The 17,239-nt window shown below is 67.7% G+C and carries 18 protein-coding genes; 7 read left to right on the plus strand and 11 right to left on the minus strand.

Translation table 11 applies throughout. The features are described from left to right. The first annotated feature begins 63 nt into the window (after nucleotides 1-63). Together BLS97_RS18500 and BLS97_RS18505 are read left to right on the plus strand one after the other, a co-directional pair. Entirely contained in the window at nucleotides 64-822 is a 759-nt protein-coding gene (locus tag BLS97_RS18500; protein WP_090478832.1) for a deoxyribonuclease IV, read from the plus strand. A 9-nt stretch (nucleotides 823-831) separates the two neighbouring features. Continuing rightward, nucleotides 832-1,194, plus strand: coding sequence for an MmcQ/YjbR family DNA-binding protein (locus tag BLS97_RS18505; protein ID WP_090478834.1), 363 nt, complete (start codon nucleotides 832-834; stop codon nucleotides 1,192-1,194). 113 nt (nucleotides 1,195-1,307) lie between these two features. Here BLS97_RS18505 and BLS97_RS18510 read toward each other — a convergent pair whose 3' ends face one another. The 7 genes from BLS97_RS18510 to BLS97_RS18540 form a co-directional block, all read right to left on the minus strand. Next, nucleotides 1,308-2,846: a hydrogenase large subunit gene (locus tag BLS97_RS18510; RefSeq protein WP_090482615.1), complete on the minus strand. Its 1,539-nt coding sequence runs from the start codon at nucleotides 2,844-2,846 to the stop codon at nucleotides 1,308-1,310. A gap of 7 nt (nucleotides 2,847-2,853) precedes the next feature. Further along, nucleotides 2,854-4,395: a proton-conducting transporter transmembrane domain-containing protein gene (locus tag BLS97_RS18515; protein WP_090478837.1), complete on the minus strand. Its 1,542-nt coding sequence runs from the start codon at nucleotides 4,393-4,395 to the stop codon at nucleotides 2,854-2,856. Beyond that, complete coding sequence (locus BLS97_RS18520) at nucleotides 4,395-5,057, minus strand: hypothetical protein (protein WP_090478839.1); 663 nt, start codon at nucleotides 5,055-5,057, stop codon at nucleotides 4,395-4,397. The genes BLS97_RS18515 and BLS97_RS18520 overlap by 1 nt, the downstream gene beginning before the upstream one ends. 69 nt (nucleotides 5,058-5,126) lie before the next feature. Continuing rightward, on the minus strand, nucleotides 5,127-6,074 hold the full coding sequence (locus tag BLS97_RS18525) for a respiratory chain complex I subunit 1 family protein (protein WP_090478842.1): 948 nt from the start codon (nucleotides 6,072-6,074) through the stop codon (nucleotides 5,127-5,129). Further along, the gene (locus tag BLS97_RS18530; protein ID WP_090478845.1) at nucleotides 6,071-8,089 is read right to left on the minus strand and encodes a proton-conducting transporter transmembrane domain-containing protein; all 2,019 of its coding nucleotides are present in this window, start codon (nucleotides 8,087-8,089) and stop codon (nucleotides 6,071-6,073) included. The genes BLS97_RS18525 and BLS97_RS18530 overlap by 4 nt, the downstream gene beginning before the upstream one ends. Next, complete coding sequence (locus BLS97_RS18535; protein ID WP_090478848.1) at nucleotides 8,086-8,568, minus strand: NADH-quinone oxidoreductase subunit B family protein; 483 nt, start codon at nucleotides 8,566-8,568, stop codon at nucleotides 8,086-8,088. The genes BLS97_RS18530 and BLS97_RS18535 overlap by 4 nt, the downstream gene beginning before the upstream one ends. Nucleotides 8,569-8,644: 76 nt before the next feature. Next, nucleotides 8,645-9,043, minus strand: a complete 399-nt coding sequence (locus BLS97_RS18540) for an ArsR/SmtB family transcription factor (RefSeq protein ID WP_090478851.1) — start codon at nucleotides 9,041-9,043, stop codon at nucleotides 8,645-8,647. Nucleotides 9,044-9,439: 396 nt separating this feature from the next. Here BLS97_RS18540 and soxR point away from each other — a divergent pair, with 396 nt between their 5' ends. Next, on the plus strand, nucleotides 9,440-9,910 hold the full coding sequence (gene soxR, locus BLS97_RS18545) for a redox-sensitive transcriptional activator SoxR (RefSeq protein WP_090478854.1): 471 nt from the start codon (nucleotides 9,440-9,442) through the stop codon (nucleotides 9,908-9,910). Between the two features lie 135 nt (nucleotides 9,911-10,045). Here the strand turns inward: soxR and BLS97_RS18550 are convergent, their stop codons facing one another. Together BLS97_RS18550 and BLS97_RS18555 are read right to left on the minus strand one after the other, a co-directional pair. After that, entirely contained in the window at nucleotides 10,046-10,981 is a 936-nt protein-coding gene (locus tag BLS97_RS18550; protein ID WP_090478857.1) for an SDR family oxidoreductase, read from the minus strand. 76 nt (nucleotides 10,982-11,057) lie between these two features. Beyond that, nucleotides 11,058-11,414, minus strand: a complete 357-nt coding sequence (locus tag BLS97_RS18555) for a DoxX family protein (protein WP_090482619.1) — start codon at nucleotides 11,412-11,414, stop codon at nucleotides 11,058-11,060. 135 nt (nucleotides 11,415-11,549) lie between these two features. Here BLS97_RS18555 and BLS97_RS18560 point away from each other — a divergent pair, with 135 nt between their 5' ends. Next, nucleotides 11,550-12,035 (plus strand): MarR family winged helix-turn-helix transcriptional regulator, encoded by a 486-nt coding sequence (locus tag BLS97_RS18560; RefSeq protein ID WP_090478860.1) that lies wholly within the window; start codon nucleotides 11,550-11,552, stop codon nucleotides 12,033-12,035. Nucleotides 12,036-12,707: 672 nt separating this feature from the next. Here the strand turns inward: BLS97_RS18560 and BLS97_RS18565 are convergent. Then, a complete protein-coding gene (locus BLS97_RS18565; RefSeq protein WP_157695520.1) occupies nucleotides 12,708-13,484 on the minus strand; it encodes a hypothetical protein in 777 nt (258 codons plus the stop codon). 349 nt (nucleotides 13,485-13,833) lie between these two features. On the opposite strand from BLS97_RS18565, the gene BLS97_RS18570 reads away from it, so the two are divergent. After that, entirely contained in the window at nucleotides 13,834-14,304 is a 471-nt protein-coding gene (locus BLS97_RS18570) for a hypothetical protein (protein ID WP_157695521.1), read from the plus strand. A 123-nt stretch (nucleotides 14,305-14,427) separates the two neighbouring features. Here the strand turns inward: BLS97_RS18570 and BLS97_RS18575 are convergent, their stop codons facing one another. Beyond that, nucleotides 14,428-14,745, minus strand: a complete 318-nt coding sequence (locus BLS97_RS18575) for a hypothetical protein (protein ID WP_090478870.1) — start codon at nucleotides 14,743-14,745, stop codon at nucleotides 14,428-14,430. Between the two features lie 186 nt (nucleotides 14,746-14,931). Between BLS97_RS18575 and istA the strand changes: the two genes are divergently transcribed. Both istA and istB read left to right on the plus strand, forming a co-directional pair. Then, entirely contained in the window at nucleotides 14,932-16,464 is a 1,533-nt protein-coding gene (istA, locus tag BLS97_RS18580; RefSeq protein ID WP_090478872.1) for an IS21 family transposase, read from the plus strand. Next, entirely contained in the window at nucleotides 16,461-17,237 is a 777-nt protein-coding gene (gene istB, locus BLS97_RS18585; RefSeq protein WP_090475530.1) for an IS21-like element helper ATPase IstB, read from the plus strand. Before istA ends, istB begins: the two co-directional genes overlap by 4 nt. The last annotated feature ends 2 nt before the right edge of the window (nucleotides 17,238-17,239 follow it).

Raw genomic sequence — 17,239 nt, forward strand, 5'->3', positions numbered from 1 at the left:
TCGCGGTGGTCCGGTGCCAGGGACCGGCTCTGACTGTCGGGGGGTTCGGCTAGCGTTGTCGACATGGTTGCCATTGGTGCGCACGTCGATTCCGCCGATCCGTTGCCGGCCGCCGCGGCCGTCGGGGCCGGCGCCGCCCAGTTCTTCCTGGCCGATCCGCAGGGCTGGAAGAAGCCGGTCGAGCATGCGCACGCCGACGCGATCCGGGCGGCCGACATCCCGATCTACATCCACGCCCCGTACATCGTCAACGTGGCGACGACGAACAACCGCATCCGGATCCCCAGCCGCAAGATCCTTTCCCAGCACGCGGCGGCCGCGGCCGACATCGGTGCGAAAGGGCTGATCGTGCACGGCGGTCACGTCAGTTCCGATGACGAGCTGGACCGCGGCTTCGCCAACTGGCACAAGGCCTTCGAACGGGAGCAGTTCCCGCTGCCGATCCTGATCGAGAACACCGCCGGCGGGAATCACGCGATCGCTCGCCGCTTCGACCGGCTGGCCCGGCTGTGGGATGCCGTCGGCGAGTTCGGCGTCGGATTCTGCCTCGACACCTGCCACGCGTACGCCGGCGGCGAAGATCTGACCACCGTGGTCGAACGGGTCATGGCGATCACCGGCCGGATCGACCTGGTGCACGCCAACAGCAGCCGGGACGAGTTCGACTCCGGCGCCGATCGCCATGCCAACTTCGACTCGGGAACCATCGCGGCCGAGCAGATCGCCGCCGTCTGCCGCGGGGCCGGGTCGGACGTGATCGTCGAGACGCCCGGCGACGGGCAGAGCGCGGACATCTCGTTCCTCCGGGGCGAGCTGGACTGAGGAGGACCGATGCTGGGTGCAGCGGCCGTTCGGGCCTACTGCCTTGACCTGCCGGACGTCCGCGAGGACTACCCGTTCGGCTCGGTGCCGCAGGTCTGCACCTTCAAGGTGGCCGGGAAGATCTTCCTGCTCAGCGCCCTGGCCGCGCCGCCGCCTCTGCAGATCAGCGTCAAATGCGATCCGGAGATCGCCGTGACCCTGCGGGCCGCCTACCCGGCGGTCGTGCCCGGCTACCACCTGAACAAGCGGCACTGGAACACCGTCTCCCTCGACGGCTCGGTTCCGGACGAGTTGGTCCTGGAGATGATCCAAGACTCCTTCGACCTGGTGGTCGACAAATTGCCTCGTCACCAACGGATCCGGCTGCGCTGACCTGGCGGCCAGGGGAGTGGGCCGGCGAACGACGACCGCTCGACAACCGAGCCCCCGCCCGCCGGGCGTCGCCGAATCGAGGCTCGGGTGCGGTGGCCTGGTGTGCGGTTGGGTCAGAGGTCGTTGCCGGCGTAGGACAGGTTGAAGCTCTTGTTGGCCAGCGGGAAGTCCGGGACGATCGTGTTCTGCAGCGCGACCGGCAGGGCGGGCCAGTTGAAGAAGGACGGGTCGACGATCTTTACCCGGCTCAGGGTGCCGTCGCCGGCCAGTTCGATGCGGTGCACGATGGTGCCGCGCCACCCCTCGACGATGCCCACCCCCGACCGTGGCGGGCCGGGCACTGCCGGCAGGGCCGGCGCCGGCGCCGTTCGGGGGCCGGCGATCACGAGGGCGTTGATGGTGGCGATCGAGGCGTCGATCTCCTGGGCGCGGATCATGAAGCGGGACAGCACATCGCCGTCGCCGGGGGCCGGGTCGATTCGCGGGTGGTGGATGTGGGCGGCCGGGTCGTCGCGGCGGGCGTCGACCTGCAGACCACTGGCCCGGGCCGCGAAGCCAAGGACGCCGATGTCGGTGGCCTGTTGGCGGGTCAGGACGGCGGTGCCGGTGAGCCGGTCCAGCAGGACGCTGTGATCCAGCGCGAGCGCCACCAGACTCGCCATGTCCGCACCGATCCGGCTCAGCTGGACCGGATCGGGTAGGGCCATGACGGCGGCGCCCCCCGGAGTGATCGCCCCTCGCAGGAGCCGGTGCGCGGTGACGGCGTCGTTGATCCGCAGCAACTCCTCCCGGAGCCGGAGCGCTTGCGCGTTGAGAACGGAGTACCCGGTGTCGTTGCACAGCGCGCCGAGATCGGTGACGTGGTTGTAGATCCGCTCCAACTCCAGCAGGACCACCCGGATCTGTTGTGCGGCCACCGGTACCGGTAGATCCAGGGCATCCTCGACGGCACGGCAGAAGGCCAGTGTGTGCCCCACGGAGGTGTCTCCGGAGACCCTCTCGGCCAGTTCGAGCCCGCCCGCCGGAACGCGGCCCTCGAAGAGCTTCTCGATGCCGCGGTGCACGAACCACAATCGGGCCTTGAGATTGAGGATCGTTTCGCCGACAACGGAGAACCGGAAGTGGCCGGGCTCGATCAGGCCGGCGTGGACGGGACCGACCGGGATCTCGTAGACGCCGGGCCCTTCCACGGTGCGGAATTCGTAGGGGCCGTCAACGTCGCCGAAGGTCGGGGGTTCGCCGGCGTCGGTGAGCATGGGGTACCACCCCTTGGGCCAGTGGAAGTGCCGGACGAGCCGCGCTGGCAGGGGGTGATCGTCGGGGACGATTCCGAACAGGTCCCGCATCTCCCGCTCGAAACGACCGGCCGGGAACGAGATCCGGGCCAGGCTGGCCAGATGCGGGTGGCTGCGCGGCATCGGCACGTGCAGTTCCACTCGCCGGTCGGTGTCCTGGTCGGTGAACAGATACACGGCCCGCAACCCGCCCTGATCGTCATGCCCGGCGACCAGGGCGAGCCGAAACCCGCGACCCAGCAACACCTGTGCGTAGCTGGGCAGCTTGTCGCTGGTGACGGTGAATGCGGTGCGGTGGTGGCCGACCGGGCGTCCGACATTGCGCGATGCGGGCTCGGGGGCGGTCTCGGCGTTCATCGGCAACTCATCTCTGGAGGGCCGCGGCGGCCAGACTCAGCAGGCCGTGCAGCGGCCACGCCGACAGGCCGAGCACCGCCGACCCGGTCAGCGCGCCGATCAGGACGGCGGTGGTGGTGCGGGACAACAGGGCCCGTCGGGTGGCCACTGCCGTCTTCGCCGATGCGGCTGGGTGATCGGCGGTCCGGTCGGCGCTGACGAGGGCCGGGCCCGGGGATTCCCCGTCCGGATCGGCGCCCAACAGCATCCGGCTGGTGTGTACGAACAGCGCGGCCGCGATGAAGATGACCAGGAGCAGCGCCGGGGCCATGACCCAGGCCACCGGGGAAGCGAAGCCGGCGCGGAAGATGCCCAGTTCGCTCGCGAACAGGCTGAACGGCGGCAGACCGATGAGGGCGGCGACGCCGAGCCCGAAACATCCGGCCAGCAGCGGGTATCGGCCGGCCAGCCCGGCCACCGAAGTGATGCTCGTGCTGCCGGTGCTCTGCTGGATCCGACCGGCGGTCAGGAACAGCACTGTCTTGGCGATGCCGTGTCCCAGGATGTGCAGCAGCACCGCGGCGATGGCCAGCGGCGTGCCGACGGCGGCGCCCAGGGCGATCAGGCCCATGTGCTCGATGCTGGAGTAGGCCAGCATCCGCCGGTAATCCCGCTGGGCCTGCAGCAGCGACGCTGCGATCAGTAGTGACGCCATGGCCAGAACCAGCAGCAGCCCGCGGCTCAGGCCGACTCCGAGGACGGCGTCGGCGATGGCTTTGACCCGCAGGACCGCGTAGAAGCCCACGGAGGACAGAACCCCCGACATCAAGGCCGCGACCGGGGCCGGGGCCTGGCTGTAGGCGCTGGGAACCCAGGCGTGCAACGGGGCCAGGCCGGCCTTGGTACCGAATCCGACGATCAGCAACACCACGGCCAGCCGGGTCACCCCGGGGTCGAGGCGTCCGGCCGCGGCCAGCAGCGAGCCCCAGTCCAGTCCGGCCCCCGAACCGGTCTGCCGGGAGGCGAAATTGAGCAGTACCACGCCGAGCAGGGCCAGGGCGATCCCGGCCGAGCAGATCACCACGTACTTCCACGCGGCCTCGATGGCACGGCGATCGCGGCGTTCCCCGACCAGGAAGGCGGTGACGATCGTGGTCGCCTCGACGGCGACCCACAGCACGCCCAGATTCGCGGCCAGCACGGCCAGTGCCATCACCGCCAGGAACAGTTGCACCAGCATGTTGTGCCGGGCGCAGGTGTGGCCGGTGGCGCGCTCGGCGGCCACCTCGACCCGCAGGTATCCGGGAGTGGCCAGGGTGGTGATGCTGGCGATCACGCCGATGACGACCAGCATGTAGGCACTGAGTGCATCCAGGCGCAGCAGGCCGCCCATGGCCTGCACCGGGCCGGAACCGGTCACCGTGATGGCGTTGACGATGGCGACGGCCAGAGTGCTCAGAGCGGCCAGCGGGGCCAGCCACGTCATGGCCGGCCGCCAGCGGACCAGCGCGTAGACCGCTGCCGTCACCGCGGGGACCGCGATGGGCAGGACGATCGGGGCGGTGGCCATCAGTCGTGCAACTCGCGCAGTTCGTCCAGGTCGGTGCCCCCGAAGGCGGCCCGGATCCGGGCGTTGAGGATCTGCAGGACCACCACGACCAACACCACGTCCAACGACAGGCCCAGCTCGACGACCAGTCCGACGCCCGAGGTGGTCAGGAACGCGACAGTGGTGATGCCGTTGTCCATCAGCAGGAAACCGACGAGTTGGGACAGCGCGAGCCGACGGCTGATCAGCACGAAGAAGCCGATCAGGACCACCGCCAGGCCGACCGGGATCGCGTGCGTGGCCGGCGACGGGGCCAGCGCGATCAACGGTTGGCTGACCGCGTAGGCCAGAAGGGTCAGGCCCCCGGCGACCAACAGCGAGGCCACCACGTTGACCAGTGGTCGCAGTTCCCGTTGGGCCTGCCCGGCGCCGGCCAGGGCACGGCGCAGGAGCCAGGGGAGCACCCCGGCCCGCAGGATGAGCAACCCGACCGCGACCACACCCAGTTCGGTGTCGCGTTGCTGCACCGCCAACACCCCGACCGTCGCGGCCAGTGCGACCCCCTGCACCGCGAAGACGGTGGTCACTGCGGACAGTTCCCGGCGCCACAGGATCAGCACCGCGGTCAGCAGCAGCGCCCCGCAGGGGATGTCGAGCAACTCGACATACAGCGTGGTGCTCATCGTCTCCCTTTCGTGTTCGTGAACTTCACGGGACTCCTCGGGCCGTTGGGGTGGGTGGAACGACGACGGTCAGGCCAGGAAGAACGACGCGGCGACGGCCAACAGGCCGAGTACGAAGGACCCGGCCAGCAGTTCCGGCACCCGGAACAGCCGCAGTTTGACCAGGAACACCTCGCCGGCGGCCAGGACCGCTCCCAGCAGTGCGACCTTCACGACGAACGCAACGACACCGAGCAGCAGCGCGGCCGGTGCGGCGCTGGTGGCGATGCCCCAGGGCAGGAACAGGTTCGCCAGCAGCCCCAGGAACACTCCGAGGCGCATGGCCGAGGCCCATTCGATCAGGGCCAGGTCCGGGCCGGCGTATTCCAGGACCATCGCCTCGTGGATCATCGTCAGTTCCAGGTGAGTGGACGGGTTGTCGACCGGCAGTCGCCCGGTTTCGGCGATGATCGCGACCGCGAGGGCGACCGCCGCGAGCAGGCTGACCGGGGAGATCACCTGGGACGGTTCGGCCACGGTGGAGGCGATGATCGCGCCCAGGTTCGTCGATCCGACCCGGACCGACAGCGCGAACACCGACACCAGCAGGGTGGGTTCGACCAGCGCGACGATCGTGGTCTCCCGGCTGGCCCCCATGCCGCCGAACGCGGTACCGGTGTCCAAGCCGGCCAGGGCCAACGCGACGGTCCCCAGCGTCAGCAGCGCGATGACCACGAACAGGTCACCGATCGAGTCCAACAGCGAGGTGGTGGAGATGAACGGGACGGCCACCGTCACCACCAGGGTGGTGGCCATCAGGAGCAGGGGCGCGGTGCGGTAGACCTCGCTGGTACCCCGCGGTGCGGCGGGCTGTTTGCGCAGCTGCTTGCGCAGATCCCGCCAGGGCTGGGCCGGGCCCGGCCCCACGCGGCCCTCGAGCCGGGCCCGGATCTGCCGCATCATCCCCACCAGCAGGGGCGAGAGCGCCAGGACCAGGACCGGCTGAACCAGGGCCACGACCGCCGTCGGGGCGCTCACCTGGTCACCACCAGATACAGCAGGAGGGCCAACAGGGAGTAGAAACCGTAACCCAGGTAGCGGTGGATGCTGCCGGGCGCGAGCCGCGTACCGACCTTGCCCCAGGCGGCGGTGAACCTCAGGATCGGCTCGTACAACCGCCGCTCCACCCGATCCGGGACCCGACGGTGGTACTCCACGGCCGCCACCAGGTACTGCGACTCGGCGAGGTGGGTGACATCGACGTCCTGTTCGGCTTGCAGCACGTCATCGAAGACCCGCTGCAAGGGCTCGGCGAACGAGGTTGCGGTGTACTCCATCCGCGCGCTCAGCGGACCGGCGCCGCCGTCCCACAGCCGGGTGTCCCGTCGGGACCGCCGGGTGCTGACCGCCCGCACGGTGCCGGCGGCCACCCCGAGCGCCAGCAGTAGAGCCACCGTCAGGATGATGGGGGACAGCGAGCCGGCCACGCCGACCAGCCGCACGGTCAACCCGTTCCGGGCTGCTGGTGTGCCGGATCCCAGCAGCGTCGAACCGACCCGGCTCAGTCCGGGCAGGATGACCGTCGGTGACAAGGCCAACGCGACGCACCCGGTGGCGGCGACCGCCATCCCGGCGATCATCCCGGCCGGGCTTTCGGCCGCTGTTGCGGCCGCGGCGCTGCGGGGCCGGGCGAGGAAGCCGATGCCGAAGGCCTTGACGAAGGTGGCCACGGACAACCCGGCGGTCAACGCCACCGCCGCGACGGCCAGCGGCATGGCGATGGCGGTCGCCACCCCGGCGGCGGGCAGCCCGTGGATCAGCGCCTGCAGCAACAACCACTCACTGACGAAGGCCGCTCCCGGCGGCAACGCCGAGGCCACCAGCGCGCCCAGACCGAAGGCGGCCGTGGTGGCCGGCATCCGCGGACGCAGTCCGCCCAGCTGGTCCAGATCGCGGGTGCCGGTCGCGTACAGAACCGAGCCGGCGGCCAGGAACAGCAGCGTCTTGAACCCGGCGTGATTGATCACGTGCAAGAGGGCCGCCGCGATCGCCAATCCGGCCAACGCCGGCTGGCCGGCGGAGTGGAAGATCCCCGCCGCGCCCACCCCGACCAGGACCAGGCCCATGTTCTCGGTGGTGGAATAGCCCAGCAGCGTCTTCAGGTCAGTGCTGATCGCGGCCTGCAGGATGCCGTAGATGGCCGAGATGCCGCCCAGGGCGAGCACCAGCAGCCACCACCAACGGGCGCCGCCGCCGAGCAGGTCGAATCCGGTGCGCAGGATGCCGTAGATCCCCATGCTCACCATGGCCGCCGACATCAAGGCCGACACGTGACTGGGGGCCTCCGGGTGCGCCCGGGGTAACCAGGCATGCAGCGGGACGATTCCGGCCTTGGAGGCAAACCCGATCAACGCCAGCAGGAAGATCAGGCCCCGCAGACCGGGGGAGAGTTGAGCGGCGGCGATCCGCAACGCCGGGAACGAGTCATCCGCGGCGTGCCCGGCCAGCAGCATCAGGCCGGACAGGATCGCCAGCAGTGCGAGATGTGTCATCACCGCATACCAGCGGCCGGCGGACGCCACGGCAGGCCGTCGGCGATGCTCGGCCAGCACCAGCAGGAGAGAGGTCAGCGCCATCAGCTCCCAGCACAGCAGGAACGCGCCGACGCTGGCCGCGATCGGAACGAGCAGCATGGCCGTGACGAACAAGGGAAATGCCACCTGGACGCCGCGACCGTCCAGCCCGTGCCGGCCGTAACTGATCCCGTATATGCCGGTGGCTACGGCGACACCGCCGGTCGCCGCCATGAATACGCCGGACAGCGGATCGACGGTGATCCAGACTCCGGACAGCGGAAGCAGATCCGGCAGCTTCACCGTGAGTCCGTGGCCACCGAGCGCGGCGATTCCGGTCAGGACCCCGGACGAGCCGGCCGCCGCCGTGCCCACGCCGACCACTCGGGCCCGCCATCGCCGCGGTAGAGCCGCCCCGCCGCCGCAGCTGAGCAACCCCAGGCCGACCGCGATAGCCAATGTCCACGCCACCAGGGTCATCGGCCGGTCAGCCTGCGGATTCCCTCGATGATGGCCTCGGGGCGCGGCGGGCACCCGCGCACACCCAGATCCACCCTCAGCACATCGGACACGGCTCCGGTGACGCCGTAGGCACCGGCGAAGACGCCGCAGTTGTGGGCGCAGTCGCCGATCGCCAGTACCGCTTTCGGGTCGGAGAGGGCCTCGTGGGTGCGTCGCAGCGGCTCGGTCATGTTGCGGGTGATCACCCCGGTGACCATCAGCACGTCAGCGTGCCGGGGCGAGGCGACCAGCCGTGCCCCGTACCGCTCGGCGTCGTACACCGGGCCGAACGCCGACGCGATCTCGACCTCACAGCCGTTGCAGGAGCCCGCGTCGACGTGCCGGATCTGCACCGAACCACCCAGCTCGGCGGCAATGGGGTGGCGCTCCTGCGGTGCGGGCAGGGGCGGTTCGGCGGCCCGGCCGGTGGCGCGGATCCGCCGCCAGATACCTAGCACGTGACTCCGATCCCGATCCGGCGAGCCCGACACGACGCCGGGCAGTTGACAAAACAGAGCGATGCGATGGGGGGGCCTATCCGACCGCGGTGCGGGCGGTCCTTGTCTTCCTGGCCTTGACCGGCGGCAGCGTTGCCGGTGGCTCGGAGATCGGGCTGGCCAGGTCCTTGAGCAGTTCCATCTGTCCGGAGATGACCCCGGTGAGGATCTGCCGGGCCACAGCCAGCAGTTCGGCCACCTTTGGGCTGGTCAACGAGTAGAACACCGACGATCCCTCCTTGCGGGTGGTCACCAACCCGGCCCGGCGAAGAACGGCCAACTGCTGGGACAGACTCGCCGCCTCGATACCGAGCTCCGGCAACAGCTCGGACACTGCATGTTCCCGTTGGCCCAGCAACTCGAGGACCCGGACCCGCGCCGGATGCCCCAGCGTCCGGAAGAACTCGGCCTTGAGTTGGTACAGAGGCGCGCTCACATCGACTCCCGTTCACAGCCGGCTCCGACCTGATTCCTCACCACTGCGATTCGATGACGTGCTTCCGCGGCCCTCGGCCGCTCGAGCTCCTCATCGCAACGCTCAGATCGAACCAGCAGAATCTTGCACTTGCAGACTCTAGCAACTGTGCAGCCGCAATTGGCCTGATGATTCATGTCGTTGCCCACACCGGTGGGCGAACCGCCGGTGACCCCCATCCGAGCCGGCGGCCGTCGTGGGTGATCGGAAGGCACGCCAGGCTGTGGGTCTCCGGTGCCGACACGCCGGGCCCGCTCCGGCGTTCCCGTCTCGTGGTCAACGTCAAGCTGGAGCCAGCGTCAACCGGCGTGCGGTTTCATTACTTGAAGTGAACTTCCGGTTTGGTAGATTGGTGACGTGTCGGACCAACAGCTGCTGACGGTAGCGGAAGTGGCTCACCGCAGCGGCTTTGCTGCTTCCGCGTTGAGGTTCTACGAGCGTGAGGGTCTCATGGAAGCCAGTCGATCGAGCGGCGGACAGCGGCGGTACGAGCGTCAGGTCCTGCGTCGGCTGGCCTTCATCAAGGCGGCCCGCAACGTCGGTCTGTCGCTGGAGGAAGTCCGCGTGGAACTGGCTCAGTTGCCGCAATCACGGACGCCGACCCCGGGTGACTGGCGGCGGATCTCGCGACACTGGCGGAAGCGCCTGGACGACAAGATCGCTGCGATCGAGGCTCTGCGCGACCGTCTCGACTCCTGCATCGGATGTGGGTGTCTGTCGTTGAAGGTGTGCGCGCTCTACAACCCGGAAGACTCCGTCGGGCAGGGTGCCATTCCAGCTGGAGCCGCGTTGTTACCGCCCCTGCTTCGTGGAGCGGGACCGATCTGATGTGTTCGGGTGAGCGGGAGGATTCTGTCGGCGTCGAGGTGTCCGAACTCGGCCCTGCCCGAAGGGCAGGTCAGGGCGTCCCTACGTCTTCCTCGACGCCGACAACTCACAGTCGCGACAAGGCGCGACGTGGCCTCACCCGAAGTAGGCCCCGTCCTTGAGGTCGCTGATCAGTCCGGGCTGGGTGGGTCGCCATCCGAGCAGGTCGTGGGTGGTCTTCGCTGATGCGGGCCCGTCGAAGCCCCAGAAGCCGGCGAGGAACCCGACGTAGTTTCCGACCTCCTCGGGGGTGACGGAGACGGCGGGCACGCCAAGACGATGGGCAAAGATCTCGGCGATCTCGCGGATCGGGACGCCTTCATCGCCGACCGCGTGCAGTACCGACCCGGGTGGTGCTGACTCGAGGGCCAGGCGGAACAGCCGCGCGGCGTCATCGCGGTGGACGGCGGGCCAGCGGTTGGCGCCGTCCCCGACGTAAGCTGCGGCGCCCTGCTCGCGCGCCAGGCCGATGGCGACCGGCATGAATCCGTTGTCGCCGACACCGTGTGTCGCCGGCGGCAGCCGGACGACTGAGGAGCGAACCCCTCGGTCGGCGAGCGCAAGGGTGTAGTTGGCGTTGCCGATCCGCCCCTCGCCACCGGCGATCGGAACGTCGGTGGCGCCGCCCGCTCCCGCGAGCCCGTCTCGCTCGGTGGCGACGATCCCGGGCGGGAGCCCCAGGACACCGAGGATGCCGGAGGCGATGACGAACGGCTTGTCAGTGCCGGCAAGAACATCGCCGAATGTCTCGATCGCCACCCGGTCGGCGGCAGTGGCGCCGGCGAAGTCGCCGCCAAAGGCGAGGTCGTGCTTGAACGCAAGGTGGACCACGCCATCGGCCGTGGCAGCGGCGGCGCGCAAGATGTCGAGGTCGTCGAGTGATCCGTCTCGGACATCGGCCCCCGCGGCTCGTAGAGTCTTGGCGGCGGCATCCGAGCGGGCCAGCCCGGTGACCGTGTGCCCGGCGGCGATCAGTTCAGGGACGACGCCTCGGCCGACCCACCCCGACGCTCCGGTAACGAATACGTGCATGGCGAACCTCCAGAATTGTTGTATGACAGTGGTTTGGGCGAGTCAGTGGAAACCGTGCGCAAGACGAGGGGCGGTACTAGCGACCAAGCGAGGCCACCCGGAGTACCAGTGTCGAGACGGCGAACAGGAGCAGGCCGGTGGCGGGTGCGATGCCCTTGTAGTCACGCACCCGCAGGTGTGAGCCGATAGCCCCGGCGAAGTACAGGATCACACCGATCGCAGCGGCAATGCCGAGCGGGGCCCAGAAGAGCCCACCCACCAGCCCGACGGCGCCGACGAACTCGGCGCCGGCCAGCAGCCAGAGCCTGTCCTCCGGAAAGCCGACCGTGGCCATCATTTCCACTACGGCCTTCTCGCGGACCAGTTTGGCTCGGCCGGAGCCGAGCAGCACAGCTACCAGTAGGGCGGACACGATCACCGCAGCGATGAACATCAGACCACCCACTTGGAGGTGGTGATGTCGCACGTCGATGGGGAAGGGAACGGCGTTTGCTTCATAAATCGATGGTAGAGCACCAACGAGTGGTGAGCAACAAGTGACTGATGCAGTGGGCGGTATGCTTGGGGAATGAGGAAGACACCGATCGCCCAGCAGCACTCGCTTCCGCTCCTGGACCATCTGGCCCGCCTTGGCCGTCGTGCCGCCGAATCGTCCCTGGAGCCGAGCGGGCTGCGGCCCCGACACTTCTTCGCGCTGCGGATGCTCCGCGAGCAAGGTTCTTCCAGCCAGCAGGGCCTGTCCGAGATTCTGAGGCTTGACCCCAGCAACGTCGTCGGATTGCTGAACGAGTTGGAGGAGCGTGGACTCATCGTCCGGCGCCGCGATCCAGCCGACCGCCGCCGCCACATCGTCGAGCTGTCGGCCAGCGGCGAGCACGAACTCGATGCCACTCAGGGCCGGCTCAGCCGCGCCGAGGATGAGGTGTTGCGTGGACTGACGAGCCAGGAACGCGTCACCTTCCACGAGCTGCTGGTGCGTGCCACGTCGGGGCAACTTCCGGAGCCAGGTTGCTCCGGCAGCGCGGTTCAGACGGAGGATAAAACGTCACTGTGACGAAAGGATGCCAGGTAGGCGGCAAGTTGCCGGGCCAGAAGTGGTCGGCGCAGATTGGGTGGATCCAGGTGCCTGCTCGTCCGGACGGCCAGCGTCAAGTTTCCTGCGATCGGCATCGCCTGATTGTGTCTGGGTGCCAAGCCGAGGCGTTCGGATCTCGACGCCACAGAGGTTTGGTCGGTCCGGACAGCCAACCCATCATCAAGATTCCGGCGAGCGGCATTGGCCTGAATGCGTTTTCGATCCCGGACTGAGCGTGGTTCGGTCATCGCGGTCCGTGTGGCGGCAGTACGGCACGGGACAGTGTGGCGGGCACGGGACCGTGCGGCGGTTCACATCCTGGCCCACAACCAGGCCGTCATGTATTGCCGATAATGTACATTATGTCAGGTCATCGTCTGCGTATTGCATCTGATGAAACTTGCCGTGCTGTGCTACGGCTGTCCGGCGTTGGGCGGCTCCTGCCGCTGACCTGCGGCGATGGGGTCAGTAGGCGGTCTGGATGTCACAAGGTTACGACCAACTGGGCCGACTGGACGTCAGTACAGCCCTGAGCGCAGGAAGCTGACCTGCAGGTATTGTCATCATGGTGCATCAGGTGCACCGTTCGTTCATCTGATGACAGGACTAGCTTGAGGCGCGAACAGGCGCGTCGCCTCGTCAACGCCAGACCTAGGAATAACCCTCTGCCGAACGCTTCCAGAACACCGCTTCGACATCAGGACGGCTCATCAATCGATCGATCAGTAGGCGTGGTCCGCTGATCTTGGTCGCTAACAAATCGTAATCGGTGTAGACGAACCAGCTTCGATCCACGGCCCAGACATTCGTCGGAGTGAAGTCGTGCCGGCTCGATTCGAGCACCGTCCCCAAAGACTTGACAGGCCCTCTCCATACCTCGACGGCTTCGAAATCCCGGCTCGGCAAGCTGCCATAGAAGGCATAGCACTCCTGTCCCACGGTCGTGGCCTCGACAAGGACGTCGATAAGGGCAGACCAGGTCACCTCGTCGAGCGAACCCTCCGGCGGCGGCGAGATTGATACGGGCCACGATCCGCGAGGGAACCACTGAGTGCTCGGCGGCACATCGTGGAGCGATTCGAGCGGGTCACCAGTCTGCTCGAGATACTCCCTCCACCGCAGCCTTTCCCAGTTAGCGTCCGGGCGGGCGACATACCCGAGCGGCACCCCGGTCACGGTGGATGACGCATCCAGGTCGACCTCGCCGATGATCACCGGTTCCACAGCGCCACGGTCGATCGCTGATCGGCGAGCATCGTGGTGTGTTCCCAGACCGGCCAGCGCTTGGTTCTGATACATCGCGTGCAACAACCACGCGTTGGCCGGCCAACCGTCGGGGTCGAACCCGGTCACGAATCCAGAGGTCTGGCCCGTCTGCTTCAACCACTCGACCGTGTGCTCTGATTCATGGGCGGGGAGACGGTCCATACCGACCATGATCGCATCTCTAGGGCCGCATTCGCTGGTGACAAATCCGCCTGGTCGGGCACGCTTGAGCTCGTTGGAGCCATAGCTGTGGCCCCCCGCAGTAGTTCAAAGCAGCAACGAATACGTCGAACCGTGATATGCAGAGGTGCCAGTGATCGTCTGCGCGGGTGAACGACGGATACGACCGCGCATAGCCGAGCTTGACGACCTCGTCGAACAAGGCTGTCGGCCACAGATGCGGATCCTCGACCAACCGTGCCGAGCAGTAGGATGGGGAGTTTCAATGATCAGGGGTGAGGAGGATCAAGTAAGCGCCATCAGCGACCTGGGGGCGGCTTACGCTGGTGTCATGATTCGACGTCTGGTTGACCTTGCCGCCTTGGCCGTGGTTCCGTGGCTGCTGGCGTGCTTGATCAGCCTGGCCGAGTGGCCGGTGTTCGTACACGGGTCAGACGTGTTCGGTTCCGCCATGCGCGACTTGTTCACCGCTCCCGGTGTTTTGATCCCCGTAGTAGTCCTCACCGTCGCGGCTGTGATAGCCGCCATGCGTCAGCGGAACCCCGACTCGGTGCTGCGCACCCGATGGGTGGCCGGCGGTTGGTTCGCTGGATGGTCAACTTTCGTCATCGCCGCGCTGGGGCTTTGCTGGGGCGGTGGCTACGGCGCTGTGTATCTGACTGGATGGGTGTTTCTGACCGGGTATGTGGCCTTGCTTTGGATAGCGGGCGCCCACGTTTGGCGAAGCACCGAATTTGTCGACCGAAGTAGTACGCCAGGTATGAGCGCGGCGGCCGCGAGGTCGCTCATGCAAGACCAGTGATCTGAGCCATATCGACATCAGTCTCGGAATGGGGTGTGCGTTCACGGCGTGGATTCCGCTATCGCTTTCAGGGGCTGCGTCGATCGGTCATGGACTGTCCTATCGGTTCAGGGTCGGATGGGGTCAAGCCACGCGCCGGGCCCCGAGTATCCGCTCCAGTAGGTCCAGGGCGGTCTCGCTGTCTGAGCCGGGATCGATTAGCAGCTCATCGGGCACCATCGTCTCAAGATGCCGGTCAACCACCTTCATCACACGCCGAAAGGCAGCCCGCTCGAGTCGCTGGGCCGCCAGCCGCTCCCCCATGTCGGCGGCGCATCCCAGGGCTTCGGCCAAGACGGCGAGGCTGGTGGTGGCCACGATGGTCCATCGGCCGCCTTGCTGCTCGACGAGGCTGAACGCGGCCAACGTTTCCAGGGCCTGGTAGACGGTGGAGCGGGCCATCCCGGTGGTTGGGTGTGGTCACCTGTGGTGGCCCCAGCTGAGCCCTTGATCGGCATGAATTCTGGCCCCGGCTGAGGTGGTGCCCGGGTCTGCTCGGTGGGGGCGGTGTGTCGGCACGAATATTGGCCCCACCTTGTTCTGCGATGTTCACGTCGGTTGTTGCTGCGACGTGAAGGTCGGTCAGGGATGCGATCACGAGTGGAACTGTTCGAAACGATCCGGAAGGACCGGACACGGGAGGACCTGTCGATCCGGGAGTTGGCGGACCGGCATCATGTGCACCGCCGGACGGTGCGCCAAGCGTTGGAGGCGGCGGTACCGCCGCCGCGGAAGGTCTATCCGCCGCGGCTGCAGCCGGCGATTGCGCCGTGGACCGCGGTGATCGACGGGTGGTTGGAGGCCGACAAGCTCGCCCCCCGCAAGCAGCGGCACACCGCCCGGCGGGTCTGGCAACGGCTGATCGCCGAGCACCAGGCGGCAGTATCGGAGACGACGGTGTCCCGCTATGTCGCCCGCCGACGGGTCGAGTTGGGCCTGATCCGGGTGGAGGTGTCGGTGCCGCAGACGCACCTGCCGGGGGCCGAGGCGGAGGTCGACTTCGGCGAACTGTGGGCCGGCACCGGCGGGACGCCGGTGAAGTTGTGGATGTTCGTGATGCGACTGTCCTGCTCCGGCCGGGCCTTCCACGTCGTGTTCGCCACCCAGGCTCAGGAGGCGTTCCTGGAGGGACACGTGTTGGCGTTCCAGCACTTCGGGGGTATCCCAGGCCGGATCCGCTACGACAATCTCAAACCCGCAGTGACCCGGGTCTGCAAAGGTCGGGACCGGGACGAGTCGGAGCGGTTCATCGCCCTGCGCAGTCACTATGGCTTCGATTCCTTCTTCTGCATTCCTGGCATTACTGGCGCTCACGAAAAGGGTGGGGTGGAGGGTGAGATCGGCCGGTTCCGCCGCAACCACCTGGTTCCCGTCCCGGCCGCGGCGTCGCTGGCCGGGTTGAACGAGCTGGTCCGCGCCGCGGACCTGGCCGATGAGAACCGCGTCATCACCGGCCGGCACTGCACAATCGGCGCGGCCTTCGAGCTGGAGAAACTCACCCTGCTCCCAGTCCCGACGGAGCCGTTCGACCCGGCCCGGCTACTGACGGCCCGGGTCGACTCCAGGGCCAGAGTGTCGGTGCGGCAATCGTTCTACTCTGTCCCTGCCCGCTACGCCGGACGCCGGTTGACGATCCGGCTGTCCGCCTCCGCAGTGCAGATTCTCGATGGATCCGCCATGATCGCGGAGCACGAACGGGCCGTCGGCCGGCTCACCGAGTGCCTGGTTCTGGATCACTACCTGGAGATCCTGAAGATCAAACCCGGTGCGCTGCCCGGAGCAACCGCACTGGTCCAGGCCCGCCGCAGCGGCGCGTTCACCGCCATCCACCAACGATATTGGGACGCCGTCCGGACGGCGAAGGGCGACGCCGCCGGCACCCGCGCGCTGGTGGAGATCTTGCTGGCGCCCCGGTCGATGCCCGCCGCGGCGCTGACGGGTGCGATGGACCGCGCCGTCGCCGGGTCGGTGCTGGATCCGGCCGCAGTGATCATCGACGCCCGCACCCACACCGTCAACCACATTGCGCCGGTGGTGCCGATCGGGGCGTTGTCCCGATACGACCGGCCCGCACCGACGTTGACCGCCTACGATCAACTGCTGATCGGGAGCCGACCATGACCACGACCACGTCCACCGTCGATGCGGCGGCGCAAGCCTGCATCGGGGCCGCTGCCCGCGAACTTCATCTGCCGACCGTCCGCACGGAAGCGGTCCGGTTGGCCGAGATCGCCCTGCGAGAAAGGCAATCCCACCTGGGGTACCTCGCCGAAGTGCTGGCCGCGGAGGTCGATGACCGGTCCGAACGGCGCCGGACCCGCCGGATCAACGACGCCCACTTCCCCCGGCTGAAGCGCCTCGCCGACTTCAAGGTCGAGCAGGTCCCCGGCCTGCAACCGGCGCAGCTGGCCACCTTGGCCAAAGGTGGTTACCTGGCCGCCGGTGAACCGGTGGTACTGCTCGGGGACTCCGGGACCGGCAAGTCGCACCTACTCATCGGTCTCGGGTTGGCGGCCTGCGAACAAGGCCGCAGGGTCCGCTACGTCACCACCGCCCAACTGGTCAACGAACTGGTCGAAGCGGCCGACGAACGAGTTCTGTCAAGGGTTGTCGGCCGCTACGGCCGTCTGGATCTTCTCCTTCTCGATGAGGTCGGATACGTCAAAATCGACCCCAGAGGGGCCGAGTTGCTGTTCCAGGTGATCACCGAACGGGAGGAACGGGCCTCCATCGGATTGGCAACAAATTTGCCGTTCAGCGAATGGGGATCGGTGTTCACCGACGCCCGCCTCGTCGCGGCCATCGTCGACCGCGTCACCTTCAACGCCCACATCATCGAAACCGGCAGCCAGTCATACCGTCTCGGCAGCAAGACCAAGCCGCAACCGACATAGCG

The organism is Nakamurella panacisegetis (assembly GCF_900104535.1).
Lineage (GTDB): Bacteria > Actinomycetota > Actinomycetes > Mycobacteriales > Nakamurellaceae > Nakamurella > Nakamurella panacisegetis.

Bases quoted from the DNA above. Each gene is read 5' to 3' on its own strand.
- BLS97_RS18550 (WP_090478857.1), bottom strand. From the start codon at position 10,981: ATGCACGTATTCGTTACCGGAGCGTCGGGGTGGGTCGGCCGAGGCGTC.
- BLS97_RS18570 (WP_157695521.1), top strand. From the start codon at position 13,834: ATGATTCGACGTCTGGTTGACCTTGCCGCCTTGGCCGTGGTTCCGTGG.
- BLS97_RS18575 (WP_090478870.1), bottom strand. From the start codon at position 14,745: ATGGCCCGCTCCACCGTCTACCAGGCCCTGGAAACGTTGGCCGCGTTC.
- BLS97_RS18520 (WP_090478839.1), bottom strand. From the start codon at position 5,057: ATGAGCACCACGCTGTATGTCGAGTTGCTCGACATCCCCTGCGGGGCG.
- BLS97_RS18530 (WP_090478845.1), bottom strand. From the start codon at position 8,089: ATGACCCTGGTGGCGTGGACATTGGCTATCGCGGTCGGCCTGGGGTTG.
- BLS97_RS18565 (WP_157695520.1), bottom strand. From the start codon at position 13,484: ATGGACCGTCTCCCCGCCCATGAATCAGAGCACACGGTCGAGTGGTTG.
- istB (WP_090475530.1), top strand. From the start codon at position 16,461: ATGACCACGACCACGTCCACCGTCGATGCGGCGGCGCAAGCCTGCATC.
- BLS97_RS18505 (WP_090478834.1), top strand. From the start codon at position 832: ATGCTGGGTGCAGCGGCCGTTCGGGCCTACTGCCTTGACCTGCCGGAC.
- BLS97_RS18555 (WP_090482619.1), bottom strand. From the start codon at position 11,414: ATGTTCATCGCTGCGGTGATCGTGTCCGCCCTACTGGTAGCTGTGCTG.
- BLS97_RS18500 (WP_090478832.1), top strand. From the start codon at position 64: ATGGTTGCCATTGGTGCGCACGTCGATTCCGCCGATCCGTTGCCGGCC.
- BLS97_RS18510 (WP_090482615.1), bottom strand. From the start codon at position 2,846: ATGAACGCCGAGACCGCCCCCGAGCCCGCATCGCGCAATGTCGGACGC.
- istA (WP_090478872.1), top strand. From the start codon at position 14,932: ATGCGATCACGAGTGGAACTGTTCGAAACGATCCGGAAGGACCGGACA.
- BLS97_RS18515 (WP_090478837.1), bottom strand. From the start codon at position 4,395: ATGGCCACCGCCCCGATCGTCCTGCCCATCGCGGTCCCCGCGGTGACG.
- BLS97_RS18560 (WP_090478860.1), top strand. From the start codon at position 11,550: ATGAGGAAGACACCGATCGCCCAGCAGCACTCGCTTCCGCTCCTGGAC.